Source organism: Bradyrhizobium genomosp. I (2014) (genome assembly GCF_000261685.1).
Taxonomy (GTDB): domain Bacteria; phylum Pseudomonadota; class Alphaproteobacteria; order Rhizobiales; family Xanthobacteraceae; genus Bradyrhizobium.
This window is the reverse complement of the sequence record NZ_AJQE01000281.1, coordinates 1-15,887: the sequence shown is the minus strand read 5'-3', so window position 1 is coordinate 15,887 and position 15,887 is coordinate 1. Positions and strand designations below refer to the sequence as shown.

Annotated in this window: 5 protein-coding genes and 1 pseudogene; 1 reads left to right on the top strand and 5 read right to left on the bottom strand. The window is 59.0% G+C overall.

Annotation, left to right across the window (positions count from 1 at the left end):
* Positions 1-666: 666 nt before the first annotated feature.
* The 5 genes from IC50_RS25920 to IC50_RS25890 form a co-directional block, all read right to left on the bottom strand.
* A complete protein-coding gene (locus tag IC50_RS25920) occupies positions 667-2,034 on the bottom strand; it encodes a hypothetical protein (RefSeq protein WP_035711401.1) in 1,368 nt (455 codons plus the stop codon).
* On the bottom strand, positions 2,031-8,303 hold the full coding sequence (locus IC50_RS25915; RefSeq protein WP_035711399.1) for an AAA domain-containing protein: 6,273 nt from the start codon (positions 8,301-8,303) through the stop codon (positions 2,031-2,033). Before IC50_RS25915 ends, IC50_RS25920 begins: the two co-directional genes overlap by 4 nt.
* Positions 8,304-8,313: 10 nt before the next feature.
* The gene (locus IC50_RS25910) at positions 8,314-8,958 is read right to left on the bottom strand and encodes a 4Fe-4S single cluster domain-containing protein (RefSeq protein ID WP_035711416.1); all 645 of its coding nucleotides are present in this window, start codon (positions 8,956-8,958) and stop codon (positions 8,314-8,316) included.
* 2 nt (positions 8,959-8,960) lie between these two features.
* The gene (locus tag IC50_RS25905) at positions 8,961-10,790 is read right to left on the bottom strand and encodes an AAA family ATPase (protein ID WP_035711397.1); all 1,830 of its coding nucleotides are present in this window, start codon (positions 10,788-10,790) and stop codon (positions 8,961-8,963) included.
* A 1,027-nt stretch (positions 10,791-11,817) separates the two neighbouring features.
* Positions 11,818-14,670, bottom strand: a complete 2,853-nt coding sequence (locus IC50_RS25890; protein WP_081492514.1) for a TrlF family AAA-like ATPase — start codon at positions 14,668-14,670, stop codon at positions 11,818-11,820.
* Between the two features lie 880 nt (positions 14,671-15,550).
* Here IC50_RS25890 and IC50_RS25885 point away from each other — a divergent pair.
* Positions 15,551-15,887, top strand: a pseudogene (locus IC50_RS25885) (transposase); the annotation flags it as partial.

Genomic DNA, 15,887 nt, shown 5'->3' with positions numbered 1-15,887 from the left:
TGACTATTTGCAGCTTGAGAGCTTACGTGTGTTGATTGGTTCAATCAACTGGAACGACGCAATCGTCTTTCGAAAATTGGCGCAACTCTCTAGGGTTAGGAAGACCGCCGCACAGCCCATCATCCGATCTCACCTGGACAGGAGTGGTCGCCGCGTACCGGATGGCTCCACGTGCCGAAAATGCAGACCAACCCCACTGCCGATGGGTTACATTCTCTGCAATCCAGACATCCCTAATGCGGTGACACAGCTGCACGGCGGCCCATCGGCCACTTTCTTCCCTCTGAGGCCGAGAAGATTATTTCCCAGGTACGCCGAACTTGGCCGAGCTGGTGCAGCGGCGTCGCAATGTTCGGCGTGCTGCCAGGGGAGGGTGCGGAAAAAATGCGACCTCCTCACAAATTCGGGAAAATGGCGGCGCCGTGTCCTACTATTGCTTATGAGTGATCGCCGCCCATCTTTGGAAGTATCCTCCTGAGGGGCGCCGCACGCGGCCTATAGGAGTTTCTTAGATGATGAAGTCGCCCGAGCGGCGCTGTTCGATGTGAAGCAAACGACCGCCGCAAAAGCTCTCGGCTGCGCACAAGAAATGCTACGAGCTTTTGTGATCTTCGCCAGCATCCGCATGATCACCTTCCTCGTTAATGGCTGGGTACCTGCAAATTGCTAATGAGGGGGGCTGATTGGTCGTGCTCGACGCGATCTTTCAACAATCTCTGCTTCTTGGCTTGCACCCGGATCTGAGACGATCTTCAAAGGGAAGCGACCGACCGGCCTTGCGAATTCCATAGTAACATTCCCGCCTGCTTCTGCGACCAACGCCTTTAGGCGATCGAACTCGCCGCACCAGATCGTTTCCATGTCGTGGTCACGACTTGCATCGCGAGCTTCGGCCGAGCTGCCGATACCTACGGCACGCACCTGAAGGAGATCCGATCTGGGTCCGCCCAAGAGCTCTACTCCGTAGCCAGGATTGGCCGCCTTACGAATGACGATCTGGCCGTTCTGGACCCAGGCGGTCGCCATACCCTCGAATACCTCATATCCCAGGCCGGCAAGACCTTCGAGCACCGCACGCCTGCGCTCCTCGGCCGCCATCGCCTTGAATTCTTCCTCGATGAGCAGGTCTGCGCGCTTGACGAGTTCTTGCCCCTTGCTGGGCAATGGGGAGACGAGGGCTTCCTCGATTTCGGACACCAGCGAGATAGCCTCCGCTGAGTTCATAACGAAAAGCTCGGCGCGTCGCGCCCGAAGCTCGTCCGCTAGTCGCGCGCTGGCGCGGCCATCCTTCACGGCCGCGGCCAGGTCCAACAGAAGGCTATCTGCGATAAGCGATCTTCGAGCCGGCGGCTCTGCTTCCAAGAGCGCGACACGGTCCGAGAATGGGGAGGGATCGATGCCAAGCCCACGCAACTCGCCGAGAAGAGTATCGACGCGTCCCAAGGCGGGATCCTCCATCTCCTGAGCTTGCCCGGCAATCCATTCCTGCAGCGTGGCGCGGCGTTCGCCGGCGCCCAGGCGATTAGCAAGCTCGCGTTGGCGGTCTGTCGCGGTTTCCTGTGCCGCCTGAGAAGGAAGGAGCAGCAGCGCCTTTGCCATCGCCGCTTCCAGGCGCTCGGAAGATCTGTTCGAGCCACTGAGCTCGCTTCGAATGTCGGTGGGAATTTCGACTTGCAAGGCTTGTAGCCTCTGCAGCAGTGCCTCGGCCGCGGCTTTGGAGCGCCTCAAACCACGCTTCGAGCGGACCTCCATTTCGGCAGCCCTTTCGACCCGGCGTTCGGAGTCCGCCTGAAGGAAGGCGATCTCGGCGGCAACCTGCTTCTGGAGTTCGGTGAAACGATCTACCTCGAGCAGGCGATGAAGCGCGTCCCGCCGGGCTGTGACATTCTCGATGTCCTTCTGCTCGATCGTTCCGTTGCGCCTGCCGGCGGACGTCCAGCTTTCGATCGCGCAGTCAAGCCGCGCCAGGTTGCGACGACAGATGGCGATGATCTCTGCTCGGGTAACGATCCTGAATGCTTTGGGTCCGCTCATTGCAATCCTCCCCCTCGGAGCGCGTGCTCGACAGCGTTCTTGAGCCGGAGGCGTTCGGCGTCTCCACCATGAGTCCAAGCATACGACGAAACTCTATGGACATAAGGAACGGCTCTTTTCAACACATTGGGGCGCCAGATCTCGCGAGCACGCGCTCTTTGAAGCAATTGGTGTCGCGGCGCATCGCATTCCACGCCTATCGCGTAGAGGCCGGTCCGGGGATCGGTCACGGCAAAATCAAGGCTGAATGCGCCGCCATCGCGAGCCCGACTGGGCTTATAGCCATTCGCTTCCAGAAAGGCTTCGACGGACCTCGTGAAGCCGTCGTCCTCATGATGTCCAGCTTCGTGGTGGGGACGTGGTTCGGTTACCATCCGGTCCAGGAGCGTCTTTCCGGAGTCTGCAAGACCGTCGGATACCGTTCTGGCATATTCGAGGTATCCTTGGAGATAGTCGCGCGGCACCCTGGGACCACTCCGCCTCGTCAACAGGTCCGATATCTCCGATATCGGCATGGATGTGACGATGACCACCTTTTCTCTTGCACGTGTTACCGCGACATTCAGGCGGCGCTCGCCGCCGGCGTGGCCTAGCGCGCCGAAGCTCCTGCGAAAAACGCCGTGTTCGTTGCGGCCGAATGTCGTGGAGAAAACGATGATGTCACGTTCATCGCCTTGCACGTTCTCCACATTCTTGACGAAAAAGCCCATGTCCTCGCCATACTCGATACGTTCGCGCTCGCGCATCAATACCTCTCGGAACGCTGCGTCGTTTTCGGCGCGATCTTCCAAAGCATCTTCTATGGCGTCGGCCTGCTTGCGGTTGAATGTGACGACACCAACCGACGGTGGCGATGAATCCTCCCAAAGCTCCGATAGGTATTGTACGATTTCGCTGGCTTCCTTTTGGTTCGTCTGGGCCTTGTAAGTGCCGTCCGAGCGCACGACTTCGATCGGCTTGAGCCTGTGGATTGTCTCCAGGGGATGGCGAACCGGGACGCTAAGGCGGTTGGCGTAGAACGATGCGTTCGAGAATGATATCAGCTCTCGATATTTCGAACGATAGTGCACCTGCAGAGTACGGGTCCGAAGCACGGAGCGAGCGAGTTGGAGGAGATCGGGACAATCCTTGATCTCTCTGCGATTCCACGTCTCCGCGAAGGCTTCTCGTTCCTCCTCGCTGGCTCCTTCTTCTGGTTCTTCACCGTCGAATATTGCCGCTTCGTCGTTCTCGACCTTGCTGGCGAAGAAGGATGTCGGCGGCATCTGCTTTTCGTCGCCGCTGACGACGACGAGCCTGCTGCGAAACAGGGAGGGGAGCGCATACTCAACTGGCATCTGCGAAGCCTCGTCAAAGATGACGGTATCGAAGAGTCCCGCGCGAGGTTGCAGCACGCGGCTTGCGACATGTGGCGTCATGAGCCAGACCGGCCGGAGCGCGAAAAGACCGAGCGGAGCGGCCCGGTCGATGAATTCGCGCAATCTTAGCGCTCTTGGGCCACGCAGCTTGGTGATCGCGTCCCAATCGCTGGTCGGACGCACCTTTGCTGCATCGACACCTTGGACGAGAAGATCCCGGTTGTACTGCCGGATCTGCGCGTCGGCCTCCGCGAGCGATTTTACCTTCGAACTTAGCTCGTCGGCGTCGAACAAAACGTCAGGATTCGTGCCCTCCATATCGGTCTTCCACGCCAAACGGGCCTCGCGGCCTATAGTGCCGCGAATGCAGGCGTCGAGGTCTTCGGCAGCCAGTTCCGAAAGGCCGGACTCCCTGGACCTGAGTGCTGCGAAGATGGCAAGCTCTTTGTCGCCCAGTCGCGAAGAGCGAAGTCGATACTCCTGATAGCTGCTCAGCATCGGCAGAGCCTGCGCGATCTGGTCGATCGCGCTTGCATTAGAGCGACCATTCTCGATCGCCGAGCGTCGCGATCCGAGCCACAGTTCGTCGAAATAGGTCCTGAGCCGGTCCAATGCGGCACGGCTCTCCTCTCGCGTGTCATGCCTTCTGAGCGCGAGTTCAGCCCGCTGAAAGAACGTGCCGAGCTCCTCGGTCGTTCCGGCCGAGAGCGCTCTCTCGAGCTCAAGCCGGTCGGGGCACCGATCGATGAGCGAATTATGGCCTCCCAGACCATTGAGGAACGAGCCGAGGCGCTCGGCGAAATCGGCGAGCTTACCGGGCGACAAATCCAGATTGGGGGCACGGCCAAACAGGATCGTGAAATATTGCTCGAGTTCGTGCCGTGGCTGGCGTATGGCCAATTCGAGCTCGACCGCATAATACAACGAGCTGATGGCGTCGTTATCTTGTGGGAGCTGCAATGACGCAAGGAGTTGGCGTACACGGCGCGTGCGCAGCCAATGGAGCGGGTTGAGCCATTGTAGGGCGCTTGCCGGCAAGCGAACTTGGCCCGCGAGTTCCTCGGCAGAGCAGAGCTCTTCCTCATTGAAGGCGATGAGCTTGGAGCAAAAGTTCGGCTTGTAGGACGGGCCGTCGAGCGATGAGAGGATTTCTTTAATCGCTGATAGGCTCTTGAGAATGCGCGCAGCTTCCGATGTCCCATCCTCGACGTTCCGAAACAGCGGCCGCAATCGAGCAAGATTTGCGTAGACCGAATCGCTGATCGAGCGGAGCTCATCCGCTTCGGCGAGCCAGGACCGAAACTCCGCCGCATCCGATATTTTCAGACAGTTCGCCGTCTCAGCGTCGGTCTGCTCCCGCCGCGCGTCGGCTTGCAAAAATGCCTGCAGGTGCAAGGCCAATGCGGCCGCGGTTCCTCGATCCGGATTGAACGACTTCAGGGCCGACAGAGGATTGTCTTCAAATTTCGAGGGAAGCCAGAATTTCGCGAGCGGACCGCAATTCTCCTCGATCGTCGCCACGTCCGCTGGATGTAGATCTGCCAGCAAAGGGCGGAGTTCAGGAGCCTCAATCGGTTTCCGGCTCCCTTCCTCGATCTCGAGCAGTTCGCCGAGTAGCGTTCGATAGGACAATCCGGTTCGATCATCCACGGAATGAAGTGCAATCTGGCGACGGTCCAGCTCCGTCTCGAGCGTCTCGATGCGAGCGGCGAGGCGATCGCGCTCTCGCTTCCAGGCCGCAGACCCTCCGGGAGACAAGTTGTGCAAAGCCTGGACCTGCGAACGGATTGCGCCGACGATCGGCTCACGGTCGCGATGGGCATCGGTGATCATGACGAAGCGATCCGTCAGGCGTTCCTTATCCAAGCGCTTGCGGACCACCTCTAGAGCGGCTTGCTTCTGGCAGATCACGAGGAGCGATTTTCCCGTGCCGATCGCGTCCGCGACCATGTTGACGATGGTCTGGCTCTTGCCGGTTCCGGGAGGTCCTTCGATGACCAGGCCCGGGGCCTGACGCGCATCGAGGACGGCCGCTTCCTGCGAGGGATCACTATCCACAGTAAAGTACCGGTCGGCCTCTTTCACCGGTGGGGATGCCGAAGGCGTCGCCTGCTGTTCGTTCAGGCGCAGGGCGGCCTCCAGTGCCGTGGCCGTGGGCGGCAAGCCCCGGAGGGTCTCGAGATCCTTCATCACCGCCTGGCCCATGAAGGCCAGATGGAACAGCACGGCTGCTGGCACCAGCTGCCGTTCTTGCGCGCCGACTTCGACGTCCTTTCCGGGAAGAGCAGTCAATTCGTTGCCGATAGGCTTGGCCAATCGGCTGAAGGCGTCCATCACCGCCTGGACGGACAAGCTTGCATGGGTCAGGAGCTCGTTGGCCGCTTCCTGCCAACGTCTCGCCTCGGCAATTCCTACCATTCCTTCGAGAGCGGGATTGACGAGAACATGCTCGATCTCGGTATCGGGATTTCTCTCGCGCCCGTAACCTAGAGTGATATGACCGCGGTTTCCGACCTCCGGATTGACGCGCACCGGCCACAGCAGGACCGGTGCAATCCGCGGTTTCGCGTTCGGCCGATGATCGCGCATGATCAGGAACGGAAATCCCATGAACAGGCCATCGATGCCGGTATCGCGCCTGTAGAGCAATGCATGGGAATGCAAGGAGCGCAACCTTCGCTCAAGCCCGTCGTCGTCGGTGAAAGCCGCCGGATCGACGTTCACGCTTCGGTTCGTACGACCAAGCAGTTGGTCGAGAATCTCAGCTGCCGGCACTCTGGACGTATCGAGCTCGGTGAGATCGATCCTGGCCGATTTGCCGATCAGCATGCGTGTCAGCGGCCCGCGCAACACGCCGCCTGAAATCCGCTTGGCGAAGAAGTCCAAGATCGTCGACACATAGCCTTGCTTCGGAAGCGCTCTCCACGTCTCGGCGGGTACACAAAGAAGGGCGAGCGCGCGCCCTAAGGGCATCCGTCGGTCCAGGCGAAACTGGTCCGCCCACTCGTCGACGTCCTTGATGCCGCATCTGGCGAAGTTTTGAATGCGCTCGTCAATCGTCTGGTAGATCTCGCGACGTGGGCGGCCGAGAAGCGTTGTGGCCTCCTCTGCCGAAAAGTTGCCGAGCCCGGCCGTCGACGCTTCCTTTTCTGCTTCTTCGATGACCTCGGCGACCGAGCGGAACTGGTTCGAGGTCGCGCTGAGCAGGATGACGAGGTCTTCTTCCGCCGAAATGCGGCGCTCAGTGAGCGCTGCTACGCCGGCATGGTCGGTATCGGGGAAAAGCTTTCGCCGTTCTTCCCAGAGCGCGGCCAGGCGGGCCATAGAGGTCGACAGCAGGTGAACGCGCAGAGCATCCTCGTCGACCGCGATTTCGAGTTGGTCCAGTCGTTTACGAACGGCGTCCGAGCGGACCTTCAGGCGCCAGAGCCAATCGTCCGGATCAATCTTCCGCAGCAGGTCGGGTGCAGGACCCGTGATCAGGCTGTAACCGTCGCTCGGGTGGTCGAGCAGCCAACCCGGTGTGACGATATTGCCTCTGACGATCAAAGGCATCGACGGATTGAGGGTTTTAAGGGAGATGGAGAGCTTCAAATCCTCCTGAAGGTCCTCAGTCCGTAGAATTTGCCGAAGACCTGCCGCAACAGCCGCTTCGAAGCCGGCCTCCGAAATCCAGCTTGCAATGGCGCCTCTGAGGACAAGCGCCTTGGCTTGGTCCCAGTTCGCAGCTTCCGCGGCTGCCAATGCGAACATGTCTGCAGATCGATATTGTTTGCCGCCCAGCGAAATCGAGCTCCCGCCTTCCGTGTCGGCTGCTGTATCGGGCGCTGGCGCTGATACGCTTTCTCCGCGTAGCCACGCCTGAACTTCCTTCCACTGCCAACGCTGACGTCTGTCACGCGCCAACAGGCCGCGCAGCAACGTGTTGGTCCGCTCATCCAGACTTTCGGGGAGGTGTACGCCGTTGGTGAGAATGTGGATCAGAAAGGCCTGCTCATTGATGTCTGCGAAGCAGGCGCCTTGGGTGATCTTCTCCAACAAGATCATCCCCATGCTCCACCAGTCGGAAGCCGGGGCGACGCCGCCGGCGATCGCCTCGGGCGCCATATAGCGAGTGGTTTCAAGCGGAGACACGATATCGAGGTCGAATTCGGAGAGCCGTGCCGAGCCGAAGCCCCCAACGACGAGGTCAAGTGGCTCTTTTGACCGCACGAAGACCACGGAAGGGCGCAGATCCCTGTGTCGCAATCCGGCTTCGGTGAGAGCGTGAACGGCCTTGGCGAGCTCGCCGACCAACGTTGCAAGAGAGGCCGGATCGGCTGGATCGACGGGAAAATCCGCCAGAGTGCCGTCCTTGAATTCCTCCGCGACCTCGTAGGCGCGATCTTGCCAGCGACCGGTTGCGAAGAATTCCGGGACGTGATCTCGAGGAAGCTTTAAGAGCAAATCGTAGATCGCTTGGTCTGGTTCCGAGCCTATAGCGTAAAGCGTGAGTATTCCTCGCTGTCCGTCTGAGGCGCGCGTGGCGACGAAGCGCTCGCGAACTGTGCTGGACGAGGCGATCCGATCCTGCAGATGCCAACCGTCCACGACCGTTTCGTGGCCGGGCGCTGGCGCGGGCTGTGGCGTCGGAATGGGCTCGGTCGGTGAGGACGCCTCGTCCCCTCCGATCATCGGCTCGCCGCATAGGCTGCAGATCAGGTCGCCAGGAGAGCCCTGATGACCGTTTCGGCAGGTCGGGGCGCTCGGAAGAGGAATTACAGCAGGATTTGGTCTTGGTCTCGCCGATCCGGCCGGCGTTATATCGACCGCCGACAGGTCCCAGCCGCAGGTTTGGCCGTTCAACGTGCCTTCGCAAAAGATCTCGCTGACGGGGCGTTCGGTATTGCAGTTCGGGCAAAGTCTGATCATGAGCAAAATTCTAAACCGAAAGGAAACGTGTATCTTCCGAAATTCCCAGCGTCGATCCGCCGCCTTCGAGCATATTTCGCAGGCGCCGGAAGTCGCCGCGAGCCGGAATGCCCGCAAGCCAGACGTCGCCATTATCGTCGAACATGACGTCGAAGGTGCGGTCTCTTTCGTCGATCGGCCGGTCGAAACTCGCGAACCGAGCGCGGCCCAGGGGCGTCATGAGGTGCAGCTCCTGATTGTCGCTGCCACGAAGCGCGAGGGTTTGCTTGTCATCGATATCGAACGGCCCGGAAACGACCGCGTCGATAAGAGATGGCGATGTGGCCAGCGCTTCGCAGATCGCGGTCCACGGGTAGCCGGTAAAGACCAGGATGTCCGCCTTGGTTCGAGTTCTAAGTCGTGCCAGAAGATCGAACAAAGCCTCGCGCTGATCGAAGGGCTCGCCACCCGAAATCGTGATCCCGTCGGCGGTGGAAAGCCATGGCGAGACTGCCTCGACGACTTCCTCTATGGTCGTCGTTCCTCGTCCGTGCGCCCAGGTGTCCATGGAGATGCATCCTGGGCACCGGATCGAACAGCCTTGAAACCAGATCCCGATCCTTCGGCCGGGCCCCAACGTTGTGACCGGGAAATGGATGCGCGACAGATTGACCATCCTCATGGGGACTGCTCGCTCACGAGATCGATCGTGGTCGATGGCCCAGCTCGAATCTGTTCAATCCTGTATCTGTGTCCGGCTTGCGCTCCGCGATCGAAGAGACTGCGAGACAGCGGGTTGATAAGGTGAGATTCAACCTGATTGCGGATGCCGCGGCCGCCGTTTGAAAGATCAGAAAGGCACAGGCCGCGAAGGACTTCGCGGGCAGCTCCGGTCAAAGTCACGCCGTAGCCGAGCGATTTAACGTCCCTGAGCAGGTTGTCGACCATCTGATCGAATATATCGTTGGCAACCTCGGGCCGGATGAAGTCGAAAACGATGACGTTCTCTCCGATCCGGTTCAATATCTCGGGCCGGTTGAGTACCTGTTTGAAGTGCTTTTCGATCTCGCTTCGGACCTTTCTCCGCACGCCTTCGAAGGTCTCTTCGGGTGTGACGTTGGCAATCCTCTCACCAGATGGCCCCGGTACGTAGATGCCCAAATTCGAGGTGAAGACAATGAAGGCTTCGGAGAAATAGACACGATCGCCTCGTCCCGAGGTGAGGACGCCGTCGTCGAGGACTTGCAGGAACTTGTCTAGAATCCTCGGATGGGCCTTTTCGATCTCGTCGAACAGAACGACGCTGAACGGCTTTTCACGGATCGCGTTCGTGAGCTCGCCTCCGACGTCATACCCGATATAGCCGGGCGGTGCCCCGATCAGCCGCTGGTCCGAGTGCTCGGCACTGAACTCCGACATGTCGAAGCGGATATACGCAGATTCATCGCCGAAAAGCAGGCTGGTGATGGTCTTGGCGAGTTCCGTCTTGCCGACGCCGGTCGGCCCGGCAAGAAAGACGACACCTCTTGGCCGACCGCCGCGCGGCGATTGTCCGATCCCCGTCACCGCCCGCTTGACAATATCGAGCATATGCGTGACTGCGTGAGACTGTCCCTTGACGCGGCGTCTGACGAATTCTTCACCCGAATTGATCTTGTCGCGACTGATCTTGCGCCAGGGATCCTCAGTCACGCCCACTTTGAAGCGCCGGACGGCATCCCCGATCCGATCGAACTGCACGCCTTCGCTGCGGGCGAGCTGCGCGACCGCGCTGACGTCGAGCAACTGAAGCCCTTCAGTCTCGTCCACGAATCCTTGAGTACACTTTTCTAGGTCGGATTGATCCGCATTCTGCGCGCCAGGTAGACTTCGGACAAGGGAGCGGATCATGCTCCTTCTCGCAAGATGATCCGGTCGCCCGATGGGCACATGCCTGATTTTCGGGTTTCCGATCAGGAACCAATCGGGCAGGTCACCCTCCTTGTCGACGACCCAGACGACCGTATTGAAGAAGGGTAGCCGCTTATCACCCGCCGGACGCGCCCGCGCCGCATGAGACAGGATCAACGCCCGGGAGAAAAGCTGGTGCTCGGCAGGTGATAAGGCATCGTTTCGCGCGACCAGTCTTGAGGCAAAGTCGACGATGAGGGCGGAGGGCTGGCCTTCCGCCATGACGTGCCGTTCGAGCGTCGTCGACAACAGATCGATCCCGCCCGCCGCTGTGCCAGCAGTCGGCACTAGACCCAGTTGAGTGAGGTAGCTTCCGTCGGCCGGCTCGACGTTCCGAAATCCGTTCAGGAGATCGAACCATGCGATCCGCCCATAACCAGCTGCCTTTAAAACGTCCGGCAGGACCCTCGATAGCGGCGCTGCGGTGAACTCGCCCGGACTGACCTCGTAGATCTGAAGGTCCCGCGTATTGCCGGAGAGCACGAATTGGCTGCGCAGAGGCAAAAAGCGCAGCAAATCGCGGAGCCATCTGGCTTTTTCCACCGAACTGTCGTGCACCGAGAAGCCCCCTTGGACGCGTACCGCGCGACTATAAGCCGTCCTACTCGCCGATTTCGAGAGTATTTCTCAAGAATCCATAGGGAAATGGGATAAGACGACGAAGGACGAGAAGGGCGGCGTCGATCGAGATGAGGGTGTCCGCAGAGCATCGGGGAGTCCGCTCGGCCAAAGGCTTCAGCTCGTGTGCGACGGCAACCGCTATCTCTGGGAGATCGTCTTTCGGCCAGGCGGCGAGTTTTCGAAGGCAATCCGCACCCGTAAAAAGAGAAGCCCACCTTAGACGCCGTGAGCGATCGGAAGGCAGGTCGAACAGGATCTTTTGCGCTTCTTCACGCATAATTTAAGGACGGTGAAGCGACGCATTCGATGAATAACACAGCTTGCCCAAAGCCTGAATCCAGGGCGCTGGCGAGGGAGACACCCGGACGTGACGAGCGCGCCGCGCGTTCAGAAGCAGGTCGTCTTCATGGAAGCTCCGCCCAACCAGGGAGCTTCGGTCGCGGATTTGGTGGTCGCGGATTTGGTCCACCGGTCGCCCGCGAGCCGCATCGAACAGCTGTTGGGCTTCCACTTTTCGCGATCGGCAGGCCTTTCGATAATCTATGTGCTTCTTAAAGCGATTTTTTCCTGCTCATCGATCGCCGGATTGTGCTCGCTCCGAGAGGCCTGCCGAAGCGCGAGGTCGTAGCCCCGGGTGGCAAGTCCCAATCGACCGTGAATGACAATTGTACTGCCGAATTCTGGGAGCTCAGCGCAGCCACAAATCGGCCGAAACCTTTCGAAGGACGTGGGCCCGGCACCCCGGAGACGCCAGCGATCTAGGATGAGTCTGCTTCGTCGCGCCAACAGCTCCGTCTTGGCGTGACCGCAATCGACCCAGCACTATGCGCGTGACGCATTCGTTTCGGCGCCTGCCGATCTGAAGGGACATGGTCAGCTTGCACTTCTTTATTGGCGCTCGCGTTCAGGGGAGTGGAGGGAAGTGCCAACAACTAAGGTTGTAACTGCGGCACCTATTCGAGATTCAAGAATAAAAATCAAATCGGTACTTGCGGCTCCTAAGATCAAACGCTTCCCGCCCGCCCTCCATGATCGATGTTATAGTCTCGCTGACCGCAGGCGTCTCGATCGCCCCGTCGCAATCGAGCTGCACGCGAGGGGCGTTGTTGTTCGGGATTGACGAGGGCTCAGGCGACTTTAGTGCGACGATCTTATCGGCATCCCCGTTGACGACGATGTTGGCATTGTGCGTCGTGAATATGAGCTGGCGGGTCGATTTCGAGGTTCGTAACAGCTCAACGATTCGCATGATCACGCGGTTGTCAAGGTCGTCTTCCGGCTGATCGATGATCAGAGTCCCCGCGGATTGCTTGAGCAATAGCTCCAATAAAGCTGATGCCTGCTGACCAGGCGAAGCCATTTTGAAATCTATCGCTCTGCCCTCATCAACATAGGACATGTTGATGGCGTCATTCGGCGCCGCGGCCACTATTCCTGCAACTACGGGGTCCGCCAGACTTTGATAGATGCGTCTACGCTGACGATCCGTCAGTTGTCGGCTGCCGTTGAAAATGACTGCCTGTAGTGAGGAGAGCAGTCCATCGCTTGCCTCCGGCGGTGACCCGGCCATGATTTTGGTCTCATACAGGTCCAAGAACCGCTGTCGCAGTTTCGCCCAGCCTTTATTTTCGTCTGCCTCGAGGATAGCCTTAATCCAATCGGTGCAGCTTTCCTCAACTGATTGGGTGCCTGAACCCTCAAAGAGCTTATATAGGGCAGCGAGATATTGCGCCGGCATGCGATCTCTCTTTAGTCGGGCTCTCAACATATTACTTGATCTTCCCGCAACCTTGTCGGCCGCTGCCTTCAAGATCGCTCGCCGCCGTTCGATTAACCCGTCTAAACTCTCGAGCGCATCCCGGTAGTTTCTTTCGGCGTTAACATGGGTCTGGCCAGCGCTCCTCGCCTTTACCTGCGACGCCTCCGCGGTTTGAAGCTCGGTATTTAGGCGAGCGACCTCATCGACAAGATTGCTGTGTTTGCTCTGCTCCTCGACCGCGGCGGTGTACGTCAACAGGAAGGCATCTCGCTTAGCAGCGAAGCGTTCTTTGGCGTCATTTTGTTTAGTTGCAAGTAGCTTGAGAGCTGCCTGCGCTGACGAAAGCGAGGACGTCAGCATAGCTTTCGCCTCAACGACGGCTTGTTGCAATTCGCTAACTTCTTCGAAATCGGCGGCGCCCTCGTATGCTGCTACTTCGGCGGTCACAGCAATCGCCTCAAGCTCGTCGAGTTGTGCCCTTGCGTGCTCTGCTTGGCTGCCCACTGTTGCGATGTACTCGCCTGCACGTCCGTACTTCGGACGTTCCTCAATCGTGCGTAAGGCCGCCGCCGACAGGCCCTCATCCTCGAGCCGTTTCGTCAGCGCAGCAATGCGCGCCCTGAGATCCGCCACCTTCTCGGTTGTCTGTCTAAGGTCGACCCGGGATTTCCAAAGCGCCACCAGGTTAATAAGGGCCGCGCCGACGCTGCGTTGCGTGTTTTCAATGTCTCGGTCGATGGTCCGCCGCTGGTCTATCTCTTCGGCAGCGGCGATATTTGTAATCTGATCCGATGCAGTAGCCGGATCATTCATCGTGCTTGAGAGACCCTTCTGCCGGAATGCTCTTGATCGGAACCTCTCCCGCGTGACGCTCGTTGTCAGTTGAAGCGTCCGCTCCCCCACAGCAACCGTTATGATCTCACTATTCGAAAGGACTCTCCTCCATGTCTCTCGGACGCCTTCCCGTTCGAGGACGACCTCGACGTAACCGTCGCCCGCCAAGGTTTCGCTGATGAGCTTGGCTTCGCGGCTTTGCTCGGGATCAAGCTTTGCATTGAAATCCTTGTCAGTACGACCCAAACCGAAGCGCAGGTATTCTAGGAAGGCGCTTTTGCCGGAGCCTCGCCCGCCGATGATGGCATTGAAGCCGTCGTTGAAGCTGATTGTCACGGCTGCAGGACCGGTGAGACTGCTCTTCACTCGAAGTTCGACCAGGTATTCCGTGGGGCACGTCGGCGGTTCAAAGGCGATTCTGGCTTCGTCGGCAAGCAATGCTTGTCGGAGCGCTTCAATCGAGTGTTCGCCTAGTTTGATCCAGCAATCGTTAACCCCCAGGCGGCTCCAGTCGGCCGTTCGGTTGTCGCCCGTGGCTAGGATGGCGCGCCGTCGCTTCCCCCAATCGTGGATTTTGCCGCGTATTTTCTCAATGGTTGTTACATCCAAAGAGCTGTAGGCGCGCTCGATATAGACGCCGTCAATCGGGAGGCTGGCGAAGCGGGGATGGTGACCCCGCTCATTAAGATTCTTGTGATCCTCTTCCATACTGAAATGAGGCAAGATCACGCTGGTATCGCGTAAATGTTGCTGGCCTTGGACTGCCTCAACAAAGCCCGACACGGTTTGTCGAGCTGGCAGAATGTCGCAAGTTTTCGCGTCGGAAGCTGGCGCCATGAGAATGTTGCCGGCGGCGCCCAACGCAAGTTTCTGTGTGTCTATGGTTGCGCTTGGATCGAAAATGACAATGCATTGGGCGTTGTCGGAGCATGTGATCTCCACAGCCGGAAAGACAAGAACATTAGATTGCAGTCGTGCTGCTGCCTCCAACGCATACGCCGATAGGCAAATATCGTGATGATCTGAGATGGCCACGGCCTGCAGCCGGGCCGCTTCAGCTGCCCGTATAAACTTTTCGGCCCATGCCCGTCGTGCGAGCTCCGCCGCGTCCTCGCCACCTGGCAGATCGGGTGAACCGCTCCACGCCCTGTCGCGTGGCGTGTGGCATTGCAAATCGCACTTATGCCACGTCGTACCTGGATGAAGCCCCACTTCGTAAATCATTTCCTGCGTCTTTCTTCCGAACCAAACTTGCCTAGCATGTGGGCCAATGCAAACTCCCAGCGAATCAATCCATTGCACTAGGCCGCATCCTGCCCAAGCTGCGGCCGACACTCAATTTTCTGCGGCGAACATTGGCTAAAACGTTGGTCCATAAAAGTGAAAGGTCTGTCCGTAGCGTACAAAGTGCGCCTTCAATTCCGCGGTTGAAATCGCAGCGCGTCACTCTCGGTCGAATCGTGCCAATGGCATTACCTGCGCTCGACGTGATTAGATGGACTGTTCTGAATAGCTCAGCCGGCGAGCTGCGGATCGACATTCAAACAATCTGTGCGAGGTCGAACCCTATCGATCGATAGGGCCCCACGTGGCTCTTAGCGTCTTCAGGCTTTATCGTTTCGCCGATAATTTTGAGGAGCTAATTTCGATTTGAAGCGCCAAAAAAGACAGCCCTCACCTGTGGCGCAGTTATCAGCTGTTCGAACATTAGCGGCACACTCGCCTGGAGTGACAAAGGCCATGAGGTCATGGCTTTGAGGCGCGCGGTTATCCGGGGCGCACTGGCGCTCATCAACGGACTGTGCGAGCTTAACGGTATTCTCTCGATTGGACGGGCGAGAAGATCCTGCATGATGGTTTGTGATGTGTCCACGATTTGAGCAGCTGCTCGGCGCCTGATGGTGTGGGATCGCCTTTCAAGGCCGGTGGGCCGGGGTGAGGAGTTGTCACATCGCGATCGACCGGAAAGCATGCCGACGCTGAAGGAAGTGCACAGGGCGCGGGCGTGGAGTGAGAAACCAACCAGACCTTGGGAAGGTAATGACCTGCCACTGCGTATTTCCTCCAGATGGAGTTAGAGTCCGGCCTGAAGAAGGACGGACAGATGAAGCGAGCAAGGTTCACGGAAGAGCGGATTATCGCGGTGCTGAAGGAGCATGAGGCCGGGGCAAAGACGGCTGACCTGGCTCGCAAGCATGGAATCTCCGAGGCGACGATCTACAATTGGAAGGCCAAATTCGGCGGCATGGATGTTTCCGAGGCCAAGCGGTTAAGGGCGCTGGAAGAGGAGAACGGGAAGCTGAAGAAGCTCCTGGCCGAGCAGATGCTCGATGCGGCCGCCCTTCGCGAGCTTCTTTCAAAAAAATGGTAGGGCCCGCCGCCAAGCGCGCTGCGGTCGCGCATCTGCAGGCCGTCATGAGCCTGTCGGAACGGCGGGCCTG

What these genes read in the sequence shown, in the direction of transcription:
- IC50_RS25915 (WP_035711399.1), bottom strand. Translation starts at nt 8,303, where the DNA reads ATGATCAGACTTTGCCCGAACTGCAATACCGAACGCCCCGTCAGCGAG.
- IC50_RS25920 (WP_035711401.1), bottom strand. Translation starts at nt 2,034, where the DNA reads ATGAGCGGACCCAAAGCATTCAGGATCGTTACCCGAGCAGAGATCATC.
- IC50_RS25890 (WP_081492514.1), bottom strand. Translation starts at nt 14,670, where the DNA reads ATGATTTACGAAGTGGGGCTTCATCCAGGTACGACGTGGCATAAGTGC.
- IC50_RS25910 (WP_035711416.1), bottom strand. Translation starts at nt 8,958, where the DNA reads ATGGTCAATCTGTCGCGCATCCATTTCCCGGTCACAACGTTGGGGCCC.